Annotated in this window: 13 protein-coding genes; 7 read left to right on the forward strand and 6 right to left on the reverse strand. The window is 67.7% G+C overall.

The features are described 5' to 3' along the window. Positions 1 to 10: 10 nt before the first annotated feature. The 6 genes from ASE78_RS08070 to ASE78_RS08095 form a co-directional block, all read right to left on the reverse strand. Positions 11 to 976 carry an agmatine deiminase family protein gene (locus ASE78_RS08070; RefSeq protein ID WP_056495560.1) on the reverse strand — a complete coding sequence of 322 codons (966 nt, stop codon included), beginning with the start codon at positions 974 to 976 and terminating at the stop codon, positions 11 to 13. A 66-nt stretch (positions 977 to 1,042) separates the two neighbouring features. Continuing rightward, entirely contained in the window at positions 1,043 to 1,444 is a 402-nt protein-coding gene (locus tag ASE78_RS08075; RefSeq protein WP_056495563.1) for a hypothetical protein, read from the reverse strand. A gap of 2 nt (positions 1,445 to 1,446) precedes the next feature. Continuing rightward, positions 1,447 to 1,683, reverse strand: coding sequence for a hypothetical protein (locus ASE78_RS08080; RefSeq protein WP_056495566.1), 237 nt, complete (start codon positions 1,681 to 1,683; stop codon positions 1,447 to 1,449). A gap of 4 nt (positions 1,684 to 1,687) precedes the next feature. Next, positions 1,688 to 2,818 carry a DUF3667 domain-containing protein gene (locus tag ASE78_RS08085; RefSeq protein WP_056495569.1) on the reverse strand — a complete coding sequence of 377 codons (1,131 nt, stop codon included), beginning with the start codon at positions 2,816 to 2,818 and terminating at the stop codon, positions 1,688 to 1,690. Between the two features lie 24 nt (positions 2,819 to 2,842). After that, on the reverse strand, positions 2,843 to 4,480 hold the full coding sequence (locus ASE78_RS08090; protein WP_056495572.1) for a M28 family peptidase: 1,638 nt from the start codon (positions 4,478 to 4,480) through the stop codon (positions 2,843 to 2,845). 369 nt (positions 4,481 to 4,849) lie between these two features. After that, positions 4,850 to 6,937 carry a TonB-dependent receptor gene (locus ASE78_RS08095; protein WP_056495575.1) on the reverse strand — a complete coding sequence of 696 codons (2,088 nt, stop codon included), beginning with the start codon at positions 6,935 to 6,937 and terminating at the stop codon, positions 4,850 to 4,852. A 145-nt stretch (positions 6,938 to 7,082) separates the two neighbouring features. Between ASE78_RS08095 and ASE78_RS08100 the strand changes: the two genes are divergently transcribed. From ASE78_RS08100 to ASE78_RS08130, 7 genes are all read left to right on the forward strand, one after another. After that, positions 7,083 to 7,874, forward strand: a complete 792-nt coding sequence (locus tag ASE78_RS08100; RefSeq protein ID WP_055761603.1) for an IclR family transcriptional regulator — start codon at positions 7,083 to 7,085, stop codon at positions 7,872 to 7,874. Positions 7,875 to 8,370: 496 nt separating this feature from the next. Continuing rightward, a complete protein-coding gene (locus ASE78_RS08105; RefSeq protein WP_056495577.1) occupies positions 8,371 to 9,672 on the forward strand; it encodes an L-fuconate dehydratase in 1,302 nt (433 codons plus the stop codon). Between the two features lie 69 nt (positions 9,673 to 9,741). Next, on the forward strand, positions 9,742 to 11,370 hold the full coding sequence (locus tag ASE78_RS08110; RefSeq protein WP_056495580.1) for a DUF5597 domain-containing protein: 1,629 nt from the start codon (positions 9,742 to 9,744) through the stop codon (positions 11,368 to 11,370). Then, positions 11,367 to 14,222, forward strand: coding sequence for a TIM-barrel domain-containing protein (locus tag ASE78_RS08115; RefSeq protein WP_082467080.1), 2,856 nt, complete (start codon positions 11,367 to 11,369; stop codon positions 14,220 to 14,222). The genes ASE78_RS08110 and ASE78_RS08115 overlap by 4 nt, the downstream gene beginning before the upstream one ends. Positions 14,223 to 14,501: 279 nt before the next feature. Further along, positions 14,502 to 15,701: an efflux RND transporter periplasmic adaptor subunit gene (locus ASE78_RS08120; protein ID WP_414886882.1), complete on the forward strand. Its 1,200-nt coding sequence runs from the start codon at positions 14,502 to 14,504 to the stop codon at positions 15,699 to 15,701. Positions 15,702 to 15,746: 45 nt separating this feature from the next. After that, the gene (locus tag ASE78_RS08125) at positions 15,747 to 18,920 is read left to right on the forward strand and encodes an efflux RND transporter permease subunit (protein ID WP_056495585.1); all 3,174 of its coding nucleotides are present in this window, start codon (positions 15,747 to 15,749) and stop codon (positions 18,918 to 18,920) included. Next, on the forward strand, positions 18,917 to 20,401 hold the full coding sequence (locus ASE78_RS08130) for an efflux transporter outer membrane subunit (protein WP_056495588.1): 1,485 nt from the start codon (positions 18,917 to 18,919) through the stop codon (positions 20,399 to 20,401). Before ASE78_RS08125 ends, ASE78_RS08130 begins: the two co-directional genes overlap by 4 nt. Positions 20,402 to 20,663 lie beyond the last annotated feature (262 nt).

Below are 20,663 nucleotides of genomic sequence, written 5' to 3' on the forward strand. Positions count from 1 at the left end.
GGGTCTTCCTTCAAGCCGGAATCTGCTGGCTGATGCAGTGGAAGCTGCCGCCGCCGGTCAGGATATGGTCGGCGCGCAGCCCGACGACACGGTGGTTCGGAAAGATCGCCTGAAACGCCGCGACCGCCGCCTCGTCGCTGCCGGTGCCATACAGCGGCACGACCACGGTGGCATTGCCGATATAGAAGTTCATGTGGCTGCCCGGAATGATCTCCTCCTCGTCGGACAGCACCCGGCCGGGGGAGGGCACGCGCACCACCTCGACGCCGAACGCCTCCGCGCGCTCGGCCGCGTCCTGATAGACGCGCCAGTTGGGATCGTTCTCGGCGGGTTCGGGCAGCGCCAGCCGGTTGGGTCCCACGAAGCGCGCCAGATTGTCGACATGGCCGTCGGTATGGTCGTTGAGCAGCCCGTCGCCCAGCCACAACACCCGGTCGTAGCCCAGATCCTCGCGCAACCGCGTCTCCGCCGCCGCCTGCGAGAAATCGGGGTTGCGGTTGGCGTTGAGCAGGCATTGCTGGGTCGTGACGACAAGGCCGGTGCCATCGCCGTCGATCGCGCCCCCCTCGACGATCCAGTCGTGTTCGGCGAGTGCCATACCCCGCTCGGCGGCCAGCCGCGCGCCGACATCGTCGTCGCCGGGCAGGTCGTATTTCCCGCCCCAGCCGTTGAAGCGGAAATGATGCGCGGTCCCGTCGCCGCCGACGATCGCCCCGGTATCGCGCAGCCAGATGTCGCCGATGCGCTGCACCGTGACGTCGGCGAACGGCGCACGCGCGCGGGCATCGGCGGCGGCGGCATCATCGGCGGCGACGAGGATCACGCGCTCGCCTGCGCCATCGGCATCGACCGCGCGGGCAAAGGCGACCACTTCGTCGCGCGCCGGATCGAGGTCGTCGAGCCACAGCTCGGAGTGGCTGGGATAGCCGATCCAGACGGCGGCGTGGGGGGCCCATTCGGGTTTCGGCGGTGTCATGCGCGCGCAGATAAGGGTTCGCGCGGGCAGGGCCAAGGTGATTCGCGGCGTTGGCGCCGACCCGCCCTATCCCGGCGGCGCGACCGGCGGGCCGTACCCCCACTCCCATGCGCCACGCTCGCCGCAATAGCCGTCGCGGCACATCGCCACGCCGTCCAGCATCCGGCGAACCCTCTCGCCCGCCTCGCACGGCGCGCGCCCGTCGACGTCGAGCCGCACGGCCGGCGGCGGGCGTTGCCGGTCCAGCAGCCGGACGTAGCGCGCGACCTGCGCCGGCGTGCTGGCCTGGCCGTTGAAGACGATCCGCCCGTCGCGCTCCACCCGGATACGGACCAGCACCGGATCGATCCCCCGCATCAGCCCGGATTGAAGCGGCCAGTCACGCTCGCGCGCGATGCAGGACTCCGGCGGCGGCCCCGAACAGCCCGCCAGCGCCATACACACCAACGGCAGCGCGATGCCGCGCATCGCTACCGGCGGCGCCGCCGGACGACGACGAACAGGACAACGGGCGTGACATAGACCCACATCGTCAGCACCGCCCAGACCATGGTCCCTTCAACGGTGCGTTCCTCGCTGAACGACGGCCACAACGGCACCTCCAGAAACAATAGGCTCAGGATCACGATCGGGGCGGCAACAGCGAACCACAGGATACCGACCAGCCAGAGCAGCCACATCGAGACGCGGTTGCGCTCCTGCGCCATCGCCTTAATCCGCCAGCCCCATCGACAGCAGCAGCAGGAAGAACGCCAGCGACGTCAGCGATACGACATGGACCAGTGCCACCGTCCGCCACAGCGCGCTAAACCGGCGCAGTTCATAGCCATGGCGGAGCTGCTTATACATATGCACCGGCGGCACGAGGAACAGCGCCGTCCACGCGATCGTCCGCCCGAAGCCACCCAATGCCCAGCCGACCAGCGTCAGCACCACCACCAGCAGCGACATGAACGCGATCGAATAGGTCGCGAACACCGCATGATCGTACAGGCCGAAGCGCCGCCGCCACGCGAACATCGCCCACAGGAACGGCAGCGCCATCGGGATCAGCGCCCAGCTATATTTATACCCGCTGCTTTTCATCTTGTAGAACAGCAGTTTGGGATTGGCACGGGCCAGCGCGATCTTGCGTTCGATCCAGTTGCCCATCGCGGCGGTGTCCTGCTGCTCCAGCAGCCGCGATCGCACCCGGACCCGTGCGGGCATGGCGTCGCCACCTGGCAGGAAGCGCGCGGCCGTCTGAAGGCCGTTGAGTTCACCGCGCATCTGGCGGATCTTGCGATCGACCGGCGCGGTATCGCCATTGGCCTTGGCGACGGTCGCCCGGTTCGCTTCCAGCCGCGCCAGTTCCTCGCGCGCCTTGCCGATCGACAGGTCGATTTCGTGGCGGGGTGCGGCGAGCGCGGCGGTATCGGCCGTCTTGTCACCGGGGGCGAACCATCCCGGCACGTTGCCGACGACGAGGAACATCAGGAACACCGAGAACAGGAACATCGCCATCGGCGTCACGAACTTCGCGCGTTCGCCATCGACATAGCGCCGCGTCAGCCGCCCCGGCCTAAACGCCAGCATCGGCAGCGTCGTCCAGAACTTGCCGTCGAAATGGAACACCCCATGCAGCACGTCGTGCGCGAAGCCGGTGATGTCGCGGTGGAGATGCGCCGCCTGTCCGCATGCCTGACAGAACTCGCCGGTCAGCACCGTCCCGCAATTGGCGCAGGCGCTGCCGTGCAGGTGGTGCGCATCGGCATGCCCGTGCGCGCCGTGCCTCTCGCGTTCGATCGCGCGGGCCGCCATGCCGCCGGTGACGAACGCCCCGGCATCCTCGATTCCGTCCATATGCCCCGTCCCCCCGGTCGGTGATTATTTCGCAGCACGACTCCGGTCGCGGATGCCGCGGAATTCGTCGCCCGCCACCCAGTTCGGCCATGCGGTGGTGTTCCCCAGCGCGCGGCCGATGGTGTAGAACAGGCTCAGGTCCTGCGCGACCCCCGCCCAGTTCCAGTTCGGATCATATTCGTCCTTGGGACCGTGATAGCGGTTGTCGGTATAGTCCTTCGCCGCCGCGGCCCCCGCCGCCTTGCCGCCCTGCACCAGATCGTCGCCCGAATCGACATACAGCATCGGCACGCCGTGCTTCGCGAGGCTGAAATGGTCCGATCGGTAATAATAGCCGTTCTGCGGGGACGGATCGGCCTCCGCCACCCGCCCCTGTGCCGTCAGCGCCCGGTCGAGATAGGCGTCGAGCTCGGACTTGCCCTTGCCGACCACCACCACGTTGCGCGCCGGCCCCGCCACCGACAGCGCGTCCATGTTGATCCCGCCGACCGTCCGGTTCAGCGGATAGAGCGGATGATCGCCATAATAGGCCGATCCCAGCAGCCCCGATTCCTCGCCCGTCACCGCCAGATACACTTGGCTGCGCTCGGTCGCGCCCGCCTTGGCATTGGCTTCCGCCAGTGCGATCAGCGCGGCGGTGCCGGTGGCATTGTCGACCGCGCCGTTGCAGATGTCGTCGCCGTCGGCCGCCGCCTCGCAGCGGCCGAGATGGTCCCAGTGCCCGGTGAACAGCACGACCTCGCCCGGACGCTTCGTGCCGGGCAGGATGCCGACGACGTTCTTCGACGCATGGCGGCGGACCTGATTGTCGAACGCCACGCCCGCCTTCACCCCGGTGAGCGGCACCGCGCGGAACCCCTTCGTCTGCGCGGCCCCGACCAACTGGTCGTAATCCTTGCCCGCACCCGCCAGCAGCTTCTTCGCGGCGGCGAGCTGCATCCAGCCGATCGCCTTGCTCTGGTCCATGTGGTTGTTCGCGGCATCGGCCACCTGCTGCGCACCCGTCCAGCTCGACTGGACGACGTTCCAGCCATAGGCGGCGGGCACCGTGTCGTGGATGATGATCGCCGCCGCTGCGCCCTGCCGCGCCGCTTCCTCGAACTTGTAGGTCCAGCGCCCGTAATAGGTCATCGCCTTGCCGCCGAACGTGCCGGTCAGGCTCGGGCTGGCGTAATCGGGATCGTTGACGAGGATCAGCACCGTCTTGCCGCGCACGTCGGTGCCGGCATAGTCGTTCCACCCCTTCTCAGGCGCGTTGATGCCATAGCCGACGAACACCACGTCGCTGTTGGCGACCACCGATTTCGGCGTCACCTGATAGGTCGCGACGACCATGTCGGGGCCGTACTTCAGCGCGATCGGCCCGCCCGCCCCGGTGAAGGTCAGCGGGGTCACGTTGCGGCTGGTGATCTCCACCAGCGGCACGTCCTGGAACCAGCTTCCCTTGTTGCCGGGTTTGAGGCCGACCCTGGCGAACTGCTGCGCCAGATAGGCGAGCGTCTTGTCCTCGCCCGGCGTCCCCGGCGCGCGCCCCTCGAAAGCGTCCGACGACAGGACGCGAGTCGCTTCCTTCATCGTCTCGACCGAAACCGGCGCGGCCGTGGTTTGCGCCAGCGCGGGCAGGGCGGCGGTCAGGCAGGCGGCAAGCAACAACGAACGCATCGAACCTCCGTGGGGGAAGCAGGGTGCGCCGGTTGTTGCATGTGCGAGAAGCCGGGGCAACGCCTTGAGGAATCACGCCCTCTGTCCCACACCCCCCGTCATTCCGGCGAAAGCCGGAATCCATGGATGGGGTGACGGTCGCGGCTCCATCGAAGCCGCCCGTGCCCATGGATTCCGGCCTGCGCCGGAAGGACGGTGGAGCGTCAGCCAAGCCCTCGTCATTCCCGCGAAGGCGGGAATCCATACACGCGACCGTAGCGATCCTGCCGAGGCGCCGGCGGCTATGGATTCCCGCCTGCGCGGGAATGACGAAGGAAAGGGGGGTTCCCGCCGTCATTCCCACGACGGCGGGAGGACGAACGCGCCGCCTCAGAACGTCAACCGCGCCGTCACCCGCACGTCGCGTCCGGCCAGCGGCGCATAGTCCTTCAGGAAGCTGGCATGGCGGCGCGCCTCCACGTCGAACAGGTTGTTCGCCGACAGGGTGATGCTCGTCGAATTGCCCTTGCCGAACGGCCGCAGCGCGACCGAGGCGTTGACCATCGTATAGGCCGGCGTCGTGGTTTCCAGCACCGCGACCCGGTCCTGCGCGGTCACATGCTCCACTTCGCCGCGCACCTGCACCAGCCGTCCCTGCGCCTCGACGCCACCCAGCAGCCGCAGCGGCGGGATGCGCGGCGCGGGTCCGGTGTCGACGATCGTCGCGCGGGTATAGTCGGCGACCCCGTCGACGACGATCGCCGTCTCGCCGAACCGCGCGAGACGTGCCGATGCTTCCGCCTCGAACCCCCACAGCCGGGCATCGGCCTGCGAATACTGGAACACCGGCAGGTCGTCCTCGATGTCGCCCGTGGGGTTCTCGTAGATGAAGTTGCGGAACCAGTTGTGATAGGCCGACACGCCGAAGCTGTAGCCGTCGCCTGACCCCTTGAGCGTCGCCTCGATCCCGTCGCTGATCTCCTTGACGAAGCCGGGATCGCCGACCTCGAACGCCTGCGTGCCGGCGTGCGGGCCGTTGGCGAACAGCTCCTCGGCCGATGGCGCGCGCTCGGTATGGCTGGCGTTGACGCCGAAGCGGACGCTACCCGCCACCCCGACGCTCGCCCCGAGCGAGCCCGAGAAGCTGTCGAAGGCGCGCCGGATATTGTCGTTGCCCAGCGTCGCATCGGCGGCGGCCCGCGCGACGGTATATTCATAGCGCCCGCCCGCCTCGGCGCGCACCGCGCCCAGATCGACCGACTGGAGCGTGAACACGCCGAACTGCTGCGTCTCGCTTCTCGGCAGGAATTTCTCCTCGCCGACGATGTTCAGGTCGCGGATGAACATCTGTCCGCCCACCGCGCCGCGCCACCCGCCGCGCGCCGCCTGCACCAGCTCCAGCCGCGCTTCCATCCCCTGGTTGTAGAAGGTGGTGCCGATCTCGCCGGTGTCCTCGATCTCGTCGTGGCGATAATCGGCGAAGCCGGCGCGCAGCCGGATCTTCTCCAGCACGCTGCCGCCCGTCTCCACCTCGGCCCGCAGGTCGGCGCGGGTCTGCTGGACGTGCAGCGTCACCTCCTCCGCTTCGCCGCCGGCGATCGCATAGCGCACCGGCACCCCATAACGATTGTCGAGGTGGCTGACCGAAAAGCCCAGATTGCCGGTATCGGTGATGACCGACGCACCGCCGGCCACTTCCCACATTTCCGACGCCGAATTGGGCAGCTTGCCCTTGAGGTCGGCCAGCTCGCGCACTTCGGGGTCGGCACTCGCCGCCGCCTGCGCGCGAAGCGGGCGCGACAGGATGTAGCCGCCGGTGTCGAGGTCGTCGGTCTTGCCATAGGTGCCATCGACGTGGAGCACGACCTTGTCGCCGACCGGCACGTCGAGCGCCGCCGATCCGCTACGCTCGTTCGCCGCCGATCCATAGGTGGCCAGCGCCTCGACATGCACCGGCTCGGTCGGCACGCGGCGCGGGATGCGGCTGTCGATCACGTTCACCACGCCGCCGATCGCCGACGATCCGAACAGGAGGGCCGATGGCCCGCGCAGCACCTCGATCCGGTCGGCGGTCAGCGGGTTGATCGCCACCGCATGGTCGACCGAGGTGTTCGACACGTCGAAGCTGCCGATCCCGTCGGTCAGCACGCGCACCCGCTCGCCCTGAAGCCCGCGCAGCACCGGGCGCGAGGCGTTGGGGCCGAAGCTGGTCGCCGAGACGCCGGGCTGGCGCGCCAGCGTCTCGCCGATCGTAGGCCTGAGTTCGCGGGTCAGTTCCTGTCCGGTCAGCACGCTGGTGCCCGACAGGATGTCGGCCTGGTTGCGCGCGAACGGCGCGGTCACGACGATCTCGGCCGGGGCCTCGTCATGATAGGCATCGCCCCGCGGCACGGCGGCCTGCGCGGCGGCCGTCTGGGCCTGCGCGGCGGCGGGCAGGATCAGCGCGACGCTGGACAGCCACAGGGCGGAACGATTCATGGGGCGATACTCCGGGAAACAGGGGGACATGCCTGCCTAGCGTAAGATGATACAACGTATCAACAAGATTGTGCGCTGCGGCAACCTCGCCTCGTCGCATCCCCTGGCCTTGCGCGGGCCGGCGTTTGCGGCCACCGTCGGCGCCATGACGACCGAACCGATCGAGGAGGGCGAGGACGATCGCCGCTATCGCGCGCCCGCGCTCGAAAAGGGGCTCGATATTCTCGAACTGCTCGCCGGGGTCGCGACGCCGCTCACCCTCACGCAGATCGTCCAGCGCCTCGGCCGTTCGCACGGCGAACTGTTCCGCATGGTACAGGTGCTGGAATATCGCGGATACCTGACCGCCGAACCGGGCGGGGAGGGCTATAGCCTGAGCGACCGTCTGTTCTCGCTCGGCATGAACCAGCCACGCACCCGCTATCTGATCGAGGTAGCGCTGCCCGAAATGCGGCAATTGGCGCAGGATACCGGCCAGTCGTGCCATCTCGCGATGCACACCATGGGTGATATGGTGGTGGTGGCGCGGATGGAATCGGGCGAGCAGCTCGGCTTCTCGGTCCGCGTCGGCTATCGCCGGCCGCTGTTGCAGGCGGCGTCGGGCGCGGTGCTCTATGCGTTTCAGCCCGGCGACGTGCGCGAACGCTGGGAAGCGCTGCTCGACCCCGTTCCCGATGCCGCGACGCTCGCCGCCTTCCGCGTCCATGCCGACGAGGTGCGCGCCCGCGCCGTCGAACGCACGCCCAGCCGCTTCGTGGCCGGCGTCACCGATCTTTCGGCCCCGATCCTGCGCGGCGGCGCGGCGGCGGCGGCACTGACCATGCCCTATCTCGCCAAGCTGGGCGAACCCGACGGTATCGACGCGGCGGCGGCGGCGGTGCAGGCGACGGCGGCGCGCATCTCGGCCGGCCTCGTCGACGGCGATCATCACCCGTAGGACGGAACAGCGATCGGCGAGGCGCTTGACTTCTCCCCTCCCTGACAAGGGAGGGGCCGGGGTGGGTCGGCCGGTTGTGGAACGGCTCCTTATCCTCACGGGCCAACCCCCCCCCAGCCCCTCCCTTGTCAGGGAGGGGAGCAATCTTGTCTGTGTTCCACGTGATGGTCGATCGGACCTGGAGGGGGGCTGTCCTACAACCCGTCCATCCTGCAACCTCCGCCCCGCGCCGCGATGGTGCGCCCGGCTGTCCCGCCCGGATCGGCGCAAGGCGGCCCGGGGAACATGGCGTCGCAAGTGTAAACTTTGTAAACTTTGACCACATGATGGACGACGAACCGTACCAGACGCACCCGATTTGACAGTTGCGAAAAAACCAGCTTCACATATGAAAATGATGCGACGGCGGTAAACGCTGTCGGCAGCAGATTTCAGGGGTGGATCGACCGGTGCCGACCAGCCCGTTCCGCTTGGGGGCTAGGGGAGAGCGCGGCGCATGACGATCATTACCCGGATGTCGGTACACGACATCCGTTTCCCGACCTCGGCCTTCCTCGACGGGTCGGACGCGATGAACCCGGAACCGGATTATTCGGCGGCCTACTGCATCCTCGAAACCGATGTGCCCGGGCTGGAGGGGCACGGCCTCACCTTCACCATCGGCCGCGGCAACGACCTGTGCTGCGCCGCCATCGCCACGCTCGCCCCGCTGGTCGAGGGGCTATCCTTGGAAGCGATCGCCGCCGACGGCGCGGGCTTCTGGCGGCGGATGACCGGTGACAGCCAGCTCCGCTGGGTCGGCCCCGAAAAGGGCATCATCCACTTGGCCACCGGCGCGGTCGTCAACGCGGTCTGGGATCTGCTCGCCAAGGCCGCCGGGCTGCCGCTGTGGGACTATGTCGCGGGCATGACCCCGGCCGAACTGGTCGGCCTGATCGACTTCCGCTACATCACCGACTGCATCACCCCCGACGAGGCGCTGGCGCTGCTCACCGCGCGCGCCGAGGGCAAGGCGGAGCGCCGCGCCACCCTGCTGGCGGAGGGCTATCCCGCCTATACCACCTCGGCCGGCTGGCTCGGCTATTCGGACGAAAAGCTGGTCCGGCTGTGCCATGAAGCGGTGGCCGACGGCTTCACCCACATCAAGCTGAAGGTCGGCGCGAACCTCGCCGACGATCGCCGCCGCGTGGGACTGGCGCGCGAGGCGATCGGCCCCGACCGCGACCTGATGATCGACGCCAATCAGGTGTGGGAAGTGGGTGAGGCGATCGACTGGGTCAACGCGCTCGCCTTCGCGCGCCCCCGCTTCATCGAGGAGCCGACCTCGCCCGACGATGTCGAGGGCCACCGCGCCATCCGCCACGGCGTTGCTCCCATCCAGGTCGCGACCGGCGAGATGTGCCAGAACCGCATCGTGTTCAAACAGCTCATCATGCGCGAGGCGCTGGACGTGGTGCAGATCGACGCCTGTCGGCTGGGCGGCGTGAACGAGGTGCTGGCGGTGCTGCTGATGGCCGCGAAATACGACCTCGCGGTATGGCCGCATGCCGGCGGCGTCGGCCTGTGCGAATATGTCCAGCACCTCTCGATGATCGACTACCTCTGCTTCGCCGGCACCAAGGACGGCCGCGCCGCCGAATTCGTCGATCACCTCCACGAGCATTTCGTCGACCCGTGCGTCGTCGAGAACGGCGCATACCGCGCCCCGACCTTGCCGGGCTATTCGATCGAGATGAAGCGCGCCTCGATGGACGCGCATCGCTGGACCGGCGGCATGCCCCAAACCTCCGACAAGTGACTTGTATTGGCCGGCGCACTCGGCCAAGGTTTACCTGACACCGTAGGACAATACGGTCGGGGGAGAGCGATGCAACGGCAACGATTCATGGCGGCGGCCTGTGCCGTCGCAGCGTGCATCGGCACGGCGGCGGCACAACCGGCGCCGCTGCCGACGATGGCCAGCCGCGACGGGCGCCACGCGCTGATGGTCGACGGCGCGCCCTATCTGATGCTCGGCATCCAGGCGAACAACTCGACCAACTATCCCGCGATGCTGCCCCGGCTGTGGCCGATGGTGCAGCGGCTCCATGCCAACACCGTCGAAATCCCGGTGGCATGGGAACAGATCGAGCCGGCGGAAGGCCGCTTCGACTTCTCCTACCTCGACGCGCTGCTGCCCCAGGCGCGGCAGGCCGGCGTGCGGCTGGTGCTGCTGTGGTTCGGGACGTGGAAGAACACCTCGCCGGGCTATGTTCCGGCATGGGTCAAGACCGACAATGCCCGCTTCCCCCGGATGCGCACCCCCGACGGCAAGGCGCATTACGCGCTGTCGCCGCACGGGGCCAATACGCTGGCGGCCGACCGCAAGGCGTTCGTCGCGCTGATGCGCTATCTGCGGGACAAGGACCCGCAGCACACCGTCATCATGGTCCAGCCCGAGAACGAGGTCGGCGTCTATCAACAGAACCGCGACTTCTCGGTGGAAGCCAACCGGCTGTTCGCGCAAGCGATCCCGGCCGATCTGGCGAAGCGTACCGGCAAATCGGGAAGCTGGGCGCAGGCGTTCGGCAAGGCCGCCGACACCTTCTTCAACGCATGGTACACCGCGCGCTACATCGATCAGATCGCGGCGGCGGGCCAGCGCGAGAAGGACCTGCCGATGTATGTCAACGCGGCGGTCGGCGACCCGTTCGGCACGCCCGCGCTCAGCGGCGGGGCCAGCGGCGGCCCCGACTGGGGCGTGATGGACGTGTGGAAGGTTGCCGCCCCGCACATCGACCTGATGGCGCCCGATCTCTACGGCCGCGATCCCAAGGGCTATGTGAAGTTCCTCGACCATTATGCGCGTCCCGACAATGCGCTGATGGTGCCGGAAACGGGCAACGCCGCCGATTTCGCGCGTTTCCTGTGGCCGGCGCTGGGCAAGGGCGCGATCGGCTGGGCGCCGTTCGGCTTCGACGATACCGGCTATGCCAATTATCCATTGGGCGCCAAGGCGCTCGACGACGCGACGCTCGACGCCTTCGCCGTCAAATATGCGCTGATGGCCCCCCAGGCGCGCGGCTGGGCGCGGCTCGCCTATGCCAACCCGACATGGGGCTCGACCAAGGGGCTGGAGCCCGCGCAACAGCGACAGGTGATGGGCCGTTGGCAGGTCGATGCGATCTATGAGGAATGGCAGTTCGGCGATCGCACCTCGCCATGGCTCAAGAGCGATCCGGTGCCCACCGCCGGCCAGCCGGTCGGCGGCCTCGCCGTCATTCAGATCGCGCCCGACCAGTTCCTCGCGGTCGGCAGCGACGCCCGCCTGAAGGTGTCGCTCGCCGCTCCGAAGGGCAGCGAGCAGGGCACGATCCTGCGCGTCGAGGAGGGCAGCATCGACGACACCGGCCGCTTCACCCCGATCCGGGTGTGGAACGGCGACCAGACCGATTATGGCCTGAACTTCACGCAGCCGACCATGCTGCGCATCACGATGGGGACGTTTCGCGGATGAAGACCTTGTGGAAAGCCGCGCTGCTGGCGGCGTCGGCGTGCGCTGCTCCGGCGTTCGCGTCGGACGTCAAACAGGTGCCCAACGGCGTCGTCGTCACCCCCGATGCCGGCCCCGCGAAGCGGGTGCGCGTGCTGGTGTACGGCGATGACCGGTTCCGCGTCACCGCCTTTCCCGGCACCGACACCGACCTGCCCGACAGCCTGATGGTCGTCGCGAAGCCCACCGGCAGCTACAAGGTCGCGCAGGCGAACGGCATCGTCACCATCACCGCCGCGCGCGGATCGGCCGAGATCGATCTGGCCGATGGCGAGGTGCGCTTTCGCGACGCCACCGGCAAGGTGACGCTGGCCGAGGCCCCGCGCGCCGCCTTCGTGGCCACCACCGCCGACGGCAAGCCGTTCGTCGCGACCCGCCAGCAGTTCAATCGCGGCACGACCGAAGGCTTCTTCGGCCTTGGCCAGCACCAGAACCGGCAGATGGACTATCGCGGGCAGGACGTGGAGCTTGCCCAGCACAACATGGACATCGGCATTCCGTTCGTCCTGTCGACCAGCAATTACGGCGTGCTGTGGGACAATAACGGCATCACCCGCTTCGGCGATCCGCGCGGCTATGCGCTGGTCGGCGACCGGCTGAAGGTGACGAGTGGCGGCAAGCCCGGCTGGACCGCGCAATATTATCTGGGTGACACGCTCAAGGTCACGCGCAGCGAACCCACGATCAACTATCAGTTCATCAAGGATCAGGCGAACTATCCGGCGGAGGCCAAGGCGCAGACCGTCGCCGCCACCACGGGGCAGAACACGGCGGGCAACGCGGTACAGTCGCAGCGCGTCGTGTGGGCCGGACAGGTCATGCCGGACAAGACCGGCCTCCACAAATTCCGCCTCTATTCGTCGAGCTACGTCAAGGTGTTCGTCGACGGCAAGGAAGTCCTGAACCGCTGGCGGCAGAACTGGAACCCGTGGTTCCACAATTTCGATCTGCCGCTCACCGCCGGCAAGGCGGCCGACGTGCGGATCGAATGGGAACCCAACGCCGGCTATATCGCGCTCTACGGCAATGATCCGCTGGAGGCCCAAGACCGCAACTCGCTGTGGTGGTCGTCGGACGTCGGCCGCGCGGTCGATTATTATTATGTCGGGGGCAGCAACCTCGACGGCGTGGTCGCGGGCTATCGCGCGCTCACCGGCAAGGCCGTCATGATGCCCAAATGGGCCTATGGCTTCTGGCAGAGCCGCCAGCGCTACGAAACGCAGGAGCAACTGCTCGGCGTCGTGCGCGAATATCGCAAGCGGCGCATCCCGCTCGACAACATCGTGCTCGACTGGTTCTACTGGCCCGAGGACCAGTGGGGCAGCCACGATTTCGACAAGGCGCGCTTCCCCGATCCGGTGGCGATGGTGAACGAGGTCCATGCGAACAACGCGCAGATCATGATCTCGGTCTGGCCGAAATTCTATCCCAACACCGACAATGCCAAGGAATTGGCGGCCAAGGGCTATCTCTATCGCGGCAACCTCGACGCGAACGAGGTCGACTGGGTCGGCAAGGGGTATCGCAACACCGACTACGACCCCTATGCTCCCGAAGCGCGCGCGATCTATTTCCGGCAGATGCGTGAGAAGCTCGTCGCCAAGGGCTTCGACGCATGGTGGATGGACGCGACCGAACCTGACATCCATTCCAACCTGTCGATCGAACAGCGCATCGACCGGATGGGTCCGACCGCGCAGGGGCCGGCGGCCAGCTTCTTCAACAGCTTCCCGCTGGTCCATGCCGAAGGCGTGGCGAACGGCCTGCGCACCGCACAAGCCGGCCGGCGGCCGTTCATCCTGACCCGCTCGGGCTTCGGCGGACAGCAGCGCACTTCGTCGGCGCTGTGGTCGGGTGACGTGGCGGCACGCTGGGACGATCTGCGCGACCAGATTTCGGCGGGCACCAATTTGTCGATGACCGGGGTGCCCAACTGGACCCACGACATCGGCGGCTTCGCGGTCGAGGATCGCTATAGCAAGGCCGATCCGCAGCATCTCGCCGAATGGAAGGAGCTGAACCTGCGCTGGTTCCAGTTCGGCGCGTTCAGCCCGCTGTTCCGCAGCCATGGCGAGACGCCGAAGCGCGAGATCTATGAACTCGGCAAGAGCGATCCCGCGCTCTACGCCGCGCTCGTCGACTATACGAAGCTGCGCTACCGCCTGCTGCCCTATGTCTACACGCTGGCTGCCGACAGCTATGCGAAGGACGGCACGATGATGCGCGGGCTGGCGATGGATTTCCCCGCCGACCGGCGCGGATGGAATGTCGACGACGAATATATGTTCGGCCCGGCGTTCCTCGTCGCCCCCGTCACCCAGTTCAGGGCACGCAGCCGGCAGGTGTATCTCCCCGCCGGGGCCGACTGGTACGACTTCGCCACCGGTGCGTTCGCGCGTGGCGGACAGAGCGTCACCGCCGCCGCACCGCTGGCGCGGATGCCGCTCTACGTCCGCGCCGGATCGATCGTACCGACCGGCCCCGACGTGCAATATACCGGCGAACAGCCGAACGGCCCGCTCGTCCTCCACGTCTTCACCGGCAAGGACGCTTCGTTCGAACTATACGACGACGACGGCAAGAGCGATGGTTATCAGCAGGGTCAGTCGGCACGCATCCCGGTGACGTGGAACGAGGCCGCCCGGACCCTGACGATCGGCGCGCGCGCCGGCAGCTTCCCCGGCATGGCACCCACCCGGCAGGTATCGGTCCGCTTCCACACCCCGGGCAAGGCGGTCGCGCCGAGCTTCGCGATGAACCCGGCGACGACGCTCACCTACACCGGCCAGCCTGTCACGGTGCCGCTCAAGCGCTGACACGGCCCTAATCGTCATTCCCGCGAAGGCGGGAATCCATACACGCTGTCGCTGCTGATAGAGCCGCCGGCGGTAGCGGCTATGAATTCCCGCCTTCGCGGGAATGACGACGGACGGTCCCAAGAACGGTACGCCCCGCGCGACAATTTGCGACAACTCCTGCGTTGCGCAGTCGTCGATCGCGCCTATGACTTGTCGCCAATGCAACTTTCGGACGACCGGACGGTTTGACGCCCGGCGCGTCCGCGCCGACCTGTTCTCCTGAAGGTGCCCGCCTTGATCCGACTGCCCGCGTGTCCGCCCGTCGCCGGACTGTTGCTGTTGCTGTCGCTCGCCGCCTGTGGCGCCAAGGAGGAGTCGGCCGACAAGAAGGGCAACCGCGGCCCGACGACGGTCGGCTTCGTCGTCGTCCGCCCGACCAGCGTCGCGCAGACGACCGACCTCGCCGCGCGCGTCGTCGCCTATCAGCAATCCGAAGTCCGCCCGCAGGTCGCCGGCATCATCCGCCGCCGCTTCTTCACCGAAGGCGCGCTGGTCCGCGCCGGGCAGACGCTCTACGAGATCGACCCGCGCCTCTATCGCGCGCAGACCAACGAGGCGCTCGCCAACCTCAACAGCGCCCGCGCCAATGCCGAGGCGAGTCGCATCCGCGCCGAGCGATACCGCCCGCTGGCGGAGATCGAGGCGGTCAGCCGCCAGGACTATACCGACGCCGCCGCACAGGCGCGGCAGGCGGCGGCGGCGGTCGAACAGGGTCGCGCGCAGTTGGAAACGGCGCGGGTGAACCTGTCGTTCACCCGCGTGCCCGCCCCGATCACCGGCCGCATCGGCCGCAGCTATTTCACGCAGGGCGCGCTCGTCACCACCGGACAGGCCGATCCGCTGGCGGTGATCCAGCGGCTCGATCCGATCTTCGTCGACATCCAGCAATCGAGCGCCGACCTGCTGGCGCTGCGCCGTTCGCTCGCCGGCGGCGGGGTCGTTCCCGGATCGGCGGCGGTCCGCCTGCAACTGGAGGACGGCAGCACCTATGGCGCCACCGGCACCGTCCAGTTCGCCGAGGTGATGGTGAACGCGCAGACCGGCACCGTCACGCTGCGCGCGCGTTTCCCCAATCCGAACGGCATCCTGCTGCCCGGCATGTTCGTGCGCGCGCAGTTCGCGCCCGCGATCAACCAGCGCGCGATCCTCGTGCCGCAACAGGGGCTGAAACGCGATCCCAAGGGGCAGGCGACGGTGTTCGTCGTCGGCCCGAACGACACGGCGGTACAAAAGGTCGTGCAGGCCGAACGCACCCAGGGCGAATATTGGGTCGTGACCGGCGGCCTCAATCCGGGCGACAAGGTGATCGTGCAGGGCACCGCGAACCTGCGCCCCAATGCGAAGATCAAACCGGTCCCGGCCAGCGCCGCACAACGCATCGCGCCGCCGCAGGGCGATCAGGACGGCAATACGTCCGCCCCTGCGAAAGCCGGATAACCCATGTCACGCATCTTCATCGCCTTGGCCCGGATCGCCTGACGCATGTCACGCATCTTCATAGACCGCCCGATCTTCGCATGGGTGATCGCGATCATCACGATGCTGGCGGGCATCGGCGCGATCCTGTCGCTCCCCATCGCGCAATATCCCGACGTCGCCCCGCCACAGGTCAACATCCGCGCGACCTATCCCGGCGCAAACGCCGATACGATCCAGAATTCGGTGACGCAGATCATCGAACAACAGCTCACCGGCATCGACGGCCTGCTCTATTTCAGCTCGCAAAGCTCGTCGCGCGGACAGGTGACGATCAGCGCCACCTTCGACAAGGGCGTCGACCCCGACATCGCGCAGGTGCAGGTCCAGAATCAGGTGCAGCAGGCGCTGTCGCGGTTGCCGCAACAGGTGCAGCAACAGGGCATCCGCGTCACCAAATCGAACCCCGACTTCCTGATGATCGTCGGCATCTTCGACGAAACCGATCAACGCACCAACGGCGACGTGTCGGATTTCATGGAGGCGAACCTCGTCGAGCCGCTCGCGCGGATCAACGGGGTGGGGGAAACCAACGTGTTCGGGTCGCAATATGCGATGCGCATCTGGCTCGATCCGTCGCGGCTCGCCTCCTATGCGCTGATGCCCGGCGACGTCATCACCGCGATCCAGAACCAGAATACCGAAGTGGCGGCAGGCGAGCTGGGCGGCCAGCCCTCCGGCCCCGAACAGCAATTGAACGCCACCGTCACCGCCCAGTCGCGCCTCCAGACCCCGGCGCAGTTCAGGGCGATCATCCTCAAGACGTTGCCCGATGGCGCGACCGTGCGCCTGTCCGACGTCGGCCGGATCGAGCTGGGGCAGGAGAATTACGCGGCCTTGAGCCGGGTCAACGCCCACCCCGGCGCGGGCCTCGCGATCAGCCTCGCGCCCGGCGCCGACGCGCTGGAGACGGCGGAACTGGTCAAGGCCGAGGTCGAGCGCCAATCGGCCAAATTCCCCACCGGCTTGACCTTCGCCTATGCCAACGACACCACCGCCTTCATCGAACTGTCGATCGAGGAAGTGGTCAAGACGCTGGTCGAGGCGGTGATCCTCGTCGTCATCGTCATGTTCGTGTTCCTGCAAAGCTGGCGCGCGACGCTCATTCCGACGATCGCGGTGCCGGTGGTGCTGCTCGGCACCTTCGCGGTCTTCTATCTCGCTGGCTTCTCGATCAACACGCTCACGCTGTTCGGCCTCGTCCTCGCCATCGGCCTGCTGGTCGACGACGCGATCGTCGTGGTCGAGAACGTCGAGCGGCTGATGGAGGAGAACCCCGACCTCACCCCGCGCGAGGCGACGATCCAGTCGATGCAGGAGATTCAGGTCGCCTTGGTCGCGATCGGGATCGTGCTGTCGGCGGTGTTCCTGCCGATGGCGTTCTTCGGCGGCTCGACCGGCGTGATCTACCGCCAGTTCTCGGTCACGATCGTCGCGGCGATGGTGCTGTCGGTGTTTGTCGCGCTCATCCTCTCGCCCGCGCTCACCGCGACGCTGCTGAAGCAGAAGAAGCGCGGCGAGGACGGCAGCCTTGAGGGCGGCTGGCTCGAACGCAAGCTGCCGCGCGTCGCGCATGTCGGCGAACGCTTACGCAACGGCTTCAACAGCCGCTTCGACAAGGGTATCGACAAATACGAACGCGGCGTGATCCACGTCATCGACCGCAAATGGCTCTATCTGCTGATCTATGCCGGCGTCCTTGCCATCCTCGCGCTGCTGTTCTTCCGCCTGCCGACGTCGTTCCTGCCGACCGAGGATCAGGGCGCGGCGTCGATCCGGTTCCAGTTGCCCGCCGGCTCCACCCGCGGCCGCACCGAAGCGGTGCAGCGCGAGGTCGAGAAATATTTCCTGACCTACGAAAAGAACAACGTCCGCACCCTGCTGGTCGTGGCCGGCGGTGGCGGGGGCGGCGCGTCGGGGCAGAATACGGGGCAGGGGTTCATCAACTTCACCGACTGGTCGCAGCGCAAGGGCAAGGAGAACGGCGCCGACGCGATCGTCGACCGTGCGTCGTCCGCCTTCCGCAATTTCCGCGACGCGCAGGTGTTCGCGCTGCTGCCCCCCGCCGTGCGCGGTCTGGGGCAGGCGAACGGCTTCACCATGCAGTTGCAGAACGCCGGCGGCATGAGCGCGGCGCAATTCGCCGAGGCGCGCGACCGGCTGCTCGCCGCCGCCAGCGCCGATCCGATGCTGACCGGGGTGCGCCTGTCCGAACTGCCCGATATCGCGACGCTGAACGTCGACATCGACCAGCAGCGCCTCTCGACGCTCGGGCTGACCCAGGGCGACGTCAACAACACGCTGTCGACCGCATGGGGCGGGCGCTACGTCAACGACTTCATCGATCGCGGCCGGGTGAAGCGCGTGTTCGTGCAGGGTGACGCGCCCTATCGCTCCGAACCCGCCGACCTGTCGCAATGGTTCGTGCGCGGGTCGAACGGACAGATGGTGCCCTTCTCCTCCTTCTCGCGCACCGGCTGGACCGTCGCGCCGACCACATTGTCGCGCTTTCAGGGGCTGCCCTCGTTCGAATTCCAGGGGCAGGCCGCGTCGGGCGTCAGCTCGGGCGAGGCGATGGAGCGCATCGCCGAACTCGCCGGGCAGATCCCCGGCACCAGCGTCGCCTGGTCGGGCCTGTCGTTTCAGGAACGGCTGTCATCGGGACAGGCACCGCTGCTCTACGGCCTGTCGATCCTCGTCGTGTTCCTGTGTCTGGCGGCGTTGTACGAAAGCTGGTCGATCCCGGTCGCGGTGCTGCTCGTCATCCCGCTCGGGCTGATCGGCGCGATCGCCTTCGTCACGCTCAGGGGCCTCGAGAACGACGTGTATCTCCAGATCGGATTGCTGACGACGATGGGGCTGGCCGCCAAGAACGCGATCCTGATGATCGAATTCGCCGAACAGGCCGAACGCAAGGGCGCGAGCGTGTTCGACGCGGCAATGCAGGCGGCGCGCATCCGCCTGCGCCCGATCCTGATGACCAGCCTCGCCTTCATCTTCGGCGTGCTGCCGCTGGCGCTGTCGACCGGGGCGGGGGCCAACAGCCGCATCGCGATCGGCACCGCCGTCATCGGCGGCATGCTGACCGCGACCATCTTCGCCATTTTCTACATCCCGCTGTTCTTCGTGCTGGTGCGGCGCGGTCTGCGCGGGTTCGGGCGCAAGGAGGCCACGGCATGAAGCGCCCCGCCCTGCCGTTGATTGCGGCATGCCTCGCCGGCTGTTCGATGACCCCGGCCTATGAACGGCCGACCGCCGTCGTGCCGCCGTCATGGCCGGTCGGCGACGCCTATCTGCGCCAGCGCGAGGCGAGCCTGCCCGCGCTGAACTTCCAGCAGGTGTTCACCGATCGCCGCCTGCAGACGCTGGTGGAACAGGCGCTGGTCAACAACCGCGATCTTCGCATCGCCGCCGCCAACATCCGCGCCGCCCGCGCACAATATCGCATCCAGCGCGCCGACCTGTTCCCGCAGGTCGATGCCTCGGCGCGTTACAGCTATCGCGGCACCGGCGCGGGGGCCACGACCACGTCGGGCACCGGCACCGGCACCGGCACCGGCACCGGCACCGTCGTCAACGGCGGCGGTTCGCCCAGCAGCTTCGCGCTCGACCTTGGCGCCACCGCGTTCGAACTCGACCTGTTCGGCCGCATCCGTTCGCTGACGGAGGCCGAACAGAACCGCTATTTCGCGACTGAAGCCGGCGCCCGCGCCACCCGCCTGACCCTCGTCGGCGACATCGCCGAGGCATGGGCATCCTATGGCGCCGACCGCAGCCTGATGACCATCGCCGAGGCGACGGCGGCCAGCGCCACGCGCAGCGTCACGCTCACCCGCGCGCGGTTGCAGGGCGGGGTGGCCCCGCGCACCGATCTGCGCCAGGCCGAACAGATTCTCGCTACCGCGCAGAGCGACCTCGCCGAACAGCGTACGCAACTGGCGCAGGACGTCAACGCGCTGCAACTGCTGCTCGGCACGGCCGTAGACCCCGCGCTGCTCCCGCCGTCGATCGATGCCGTCCTGCCGACCATCGCCGATCTGCCCGCCGGCATCGATTCAGGCATATTGCTGCGCCGCCCCGACGTGGTGCAGGCCGAATATGAACTGCTTGCCGCCAATGCCGACATCGGCGCGGCGCGCGCCGCGCTGTTCCCGCGCCTGTCGCTGACCGGCCTCGTCGGTTTCGCCAGCGACGCGCTGCGCACGCTCTTCACCGGCGGCGCGTTCAGCTATTCGGCGGCCCCCTCGCTCAGCTACCCGATCTTTCGCGCCGGGGCGGCCCGCGCCGGCGTAGAGTTCAGCACCGCGCAGCGCGACGCGCTGCTCGCCACTTACGAACGCACCATCCAGACCGCGTTTCAGGAAGTCTCCGACGCGCTCGCCCGGCAAGGCACGATCGCCGAACAGACCCGCGCCGACCGGGTCAACGTCGCGGCGGCGCAGGACACGTTCCGCCTGACCGAAGCGCGCTATCGCGGCGGGATCGACACCTTTCTCACCAGCCTGGATGCGCAGCGTTCCTATTACACCGCGCAACGCCGGCTGGTCGCGACGCAACTGGTCACGGCGCAGAACCGGGTGACGCTCTACCGCACCCTGGGCGGCGACCAGTTGCTCGACGCCGGGGCGAGCGGCCCGGTGCCGGTCACACCGCCGCGTTAGGACCGGTCGAAATTCGGCTCTGGCAGGGGAGTGTACCCTCAAATCCCTGCGTCATCCCCGCGCAGGCGGGGATCCATATACGCCGACGCCGGTGATCGAGCCAGGCCCGCTGCGTCTATGGGTTCCCGCCTGCGCGGGAACGACAAAAGGCATGGCATCGGCTGAATGTCGATCCACTCTAGGGCCGATCGACATTCAACGAAATGGCTTCCCAATCTGCTCCCCTCCCTGACAAGAGTTTCGGGTCGGTCATGCCCCCGGC

It is taken from the genome of Sphingomonas sp. Leaf25, from assembly GCF_001421635.1.
Taxonomy (GTDB): Bacteria; Pseudomonadota; Alphaproteobacteria; order Sphingomonadales; family Sphingomonadaceae; genus Sphingomonas.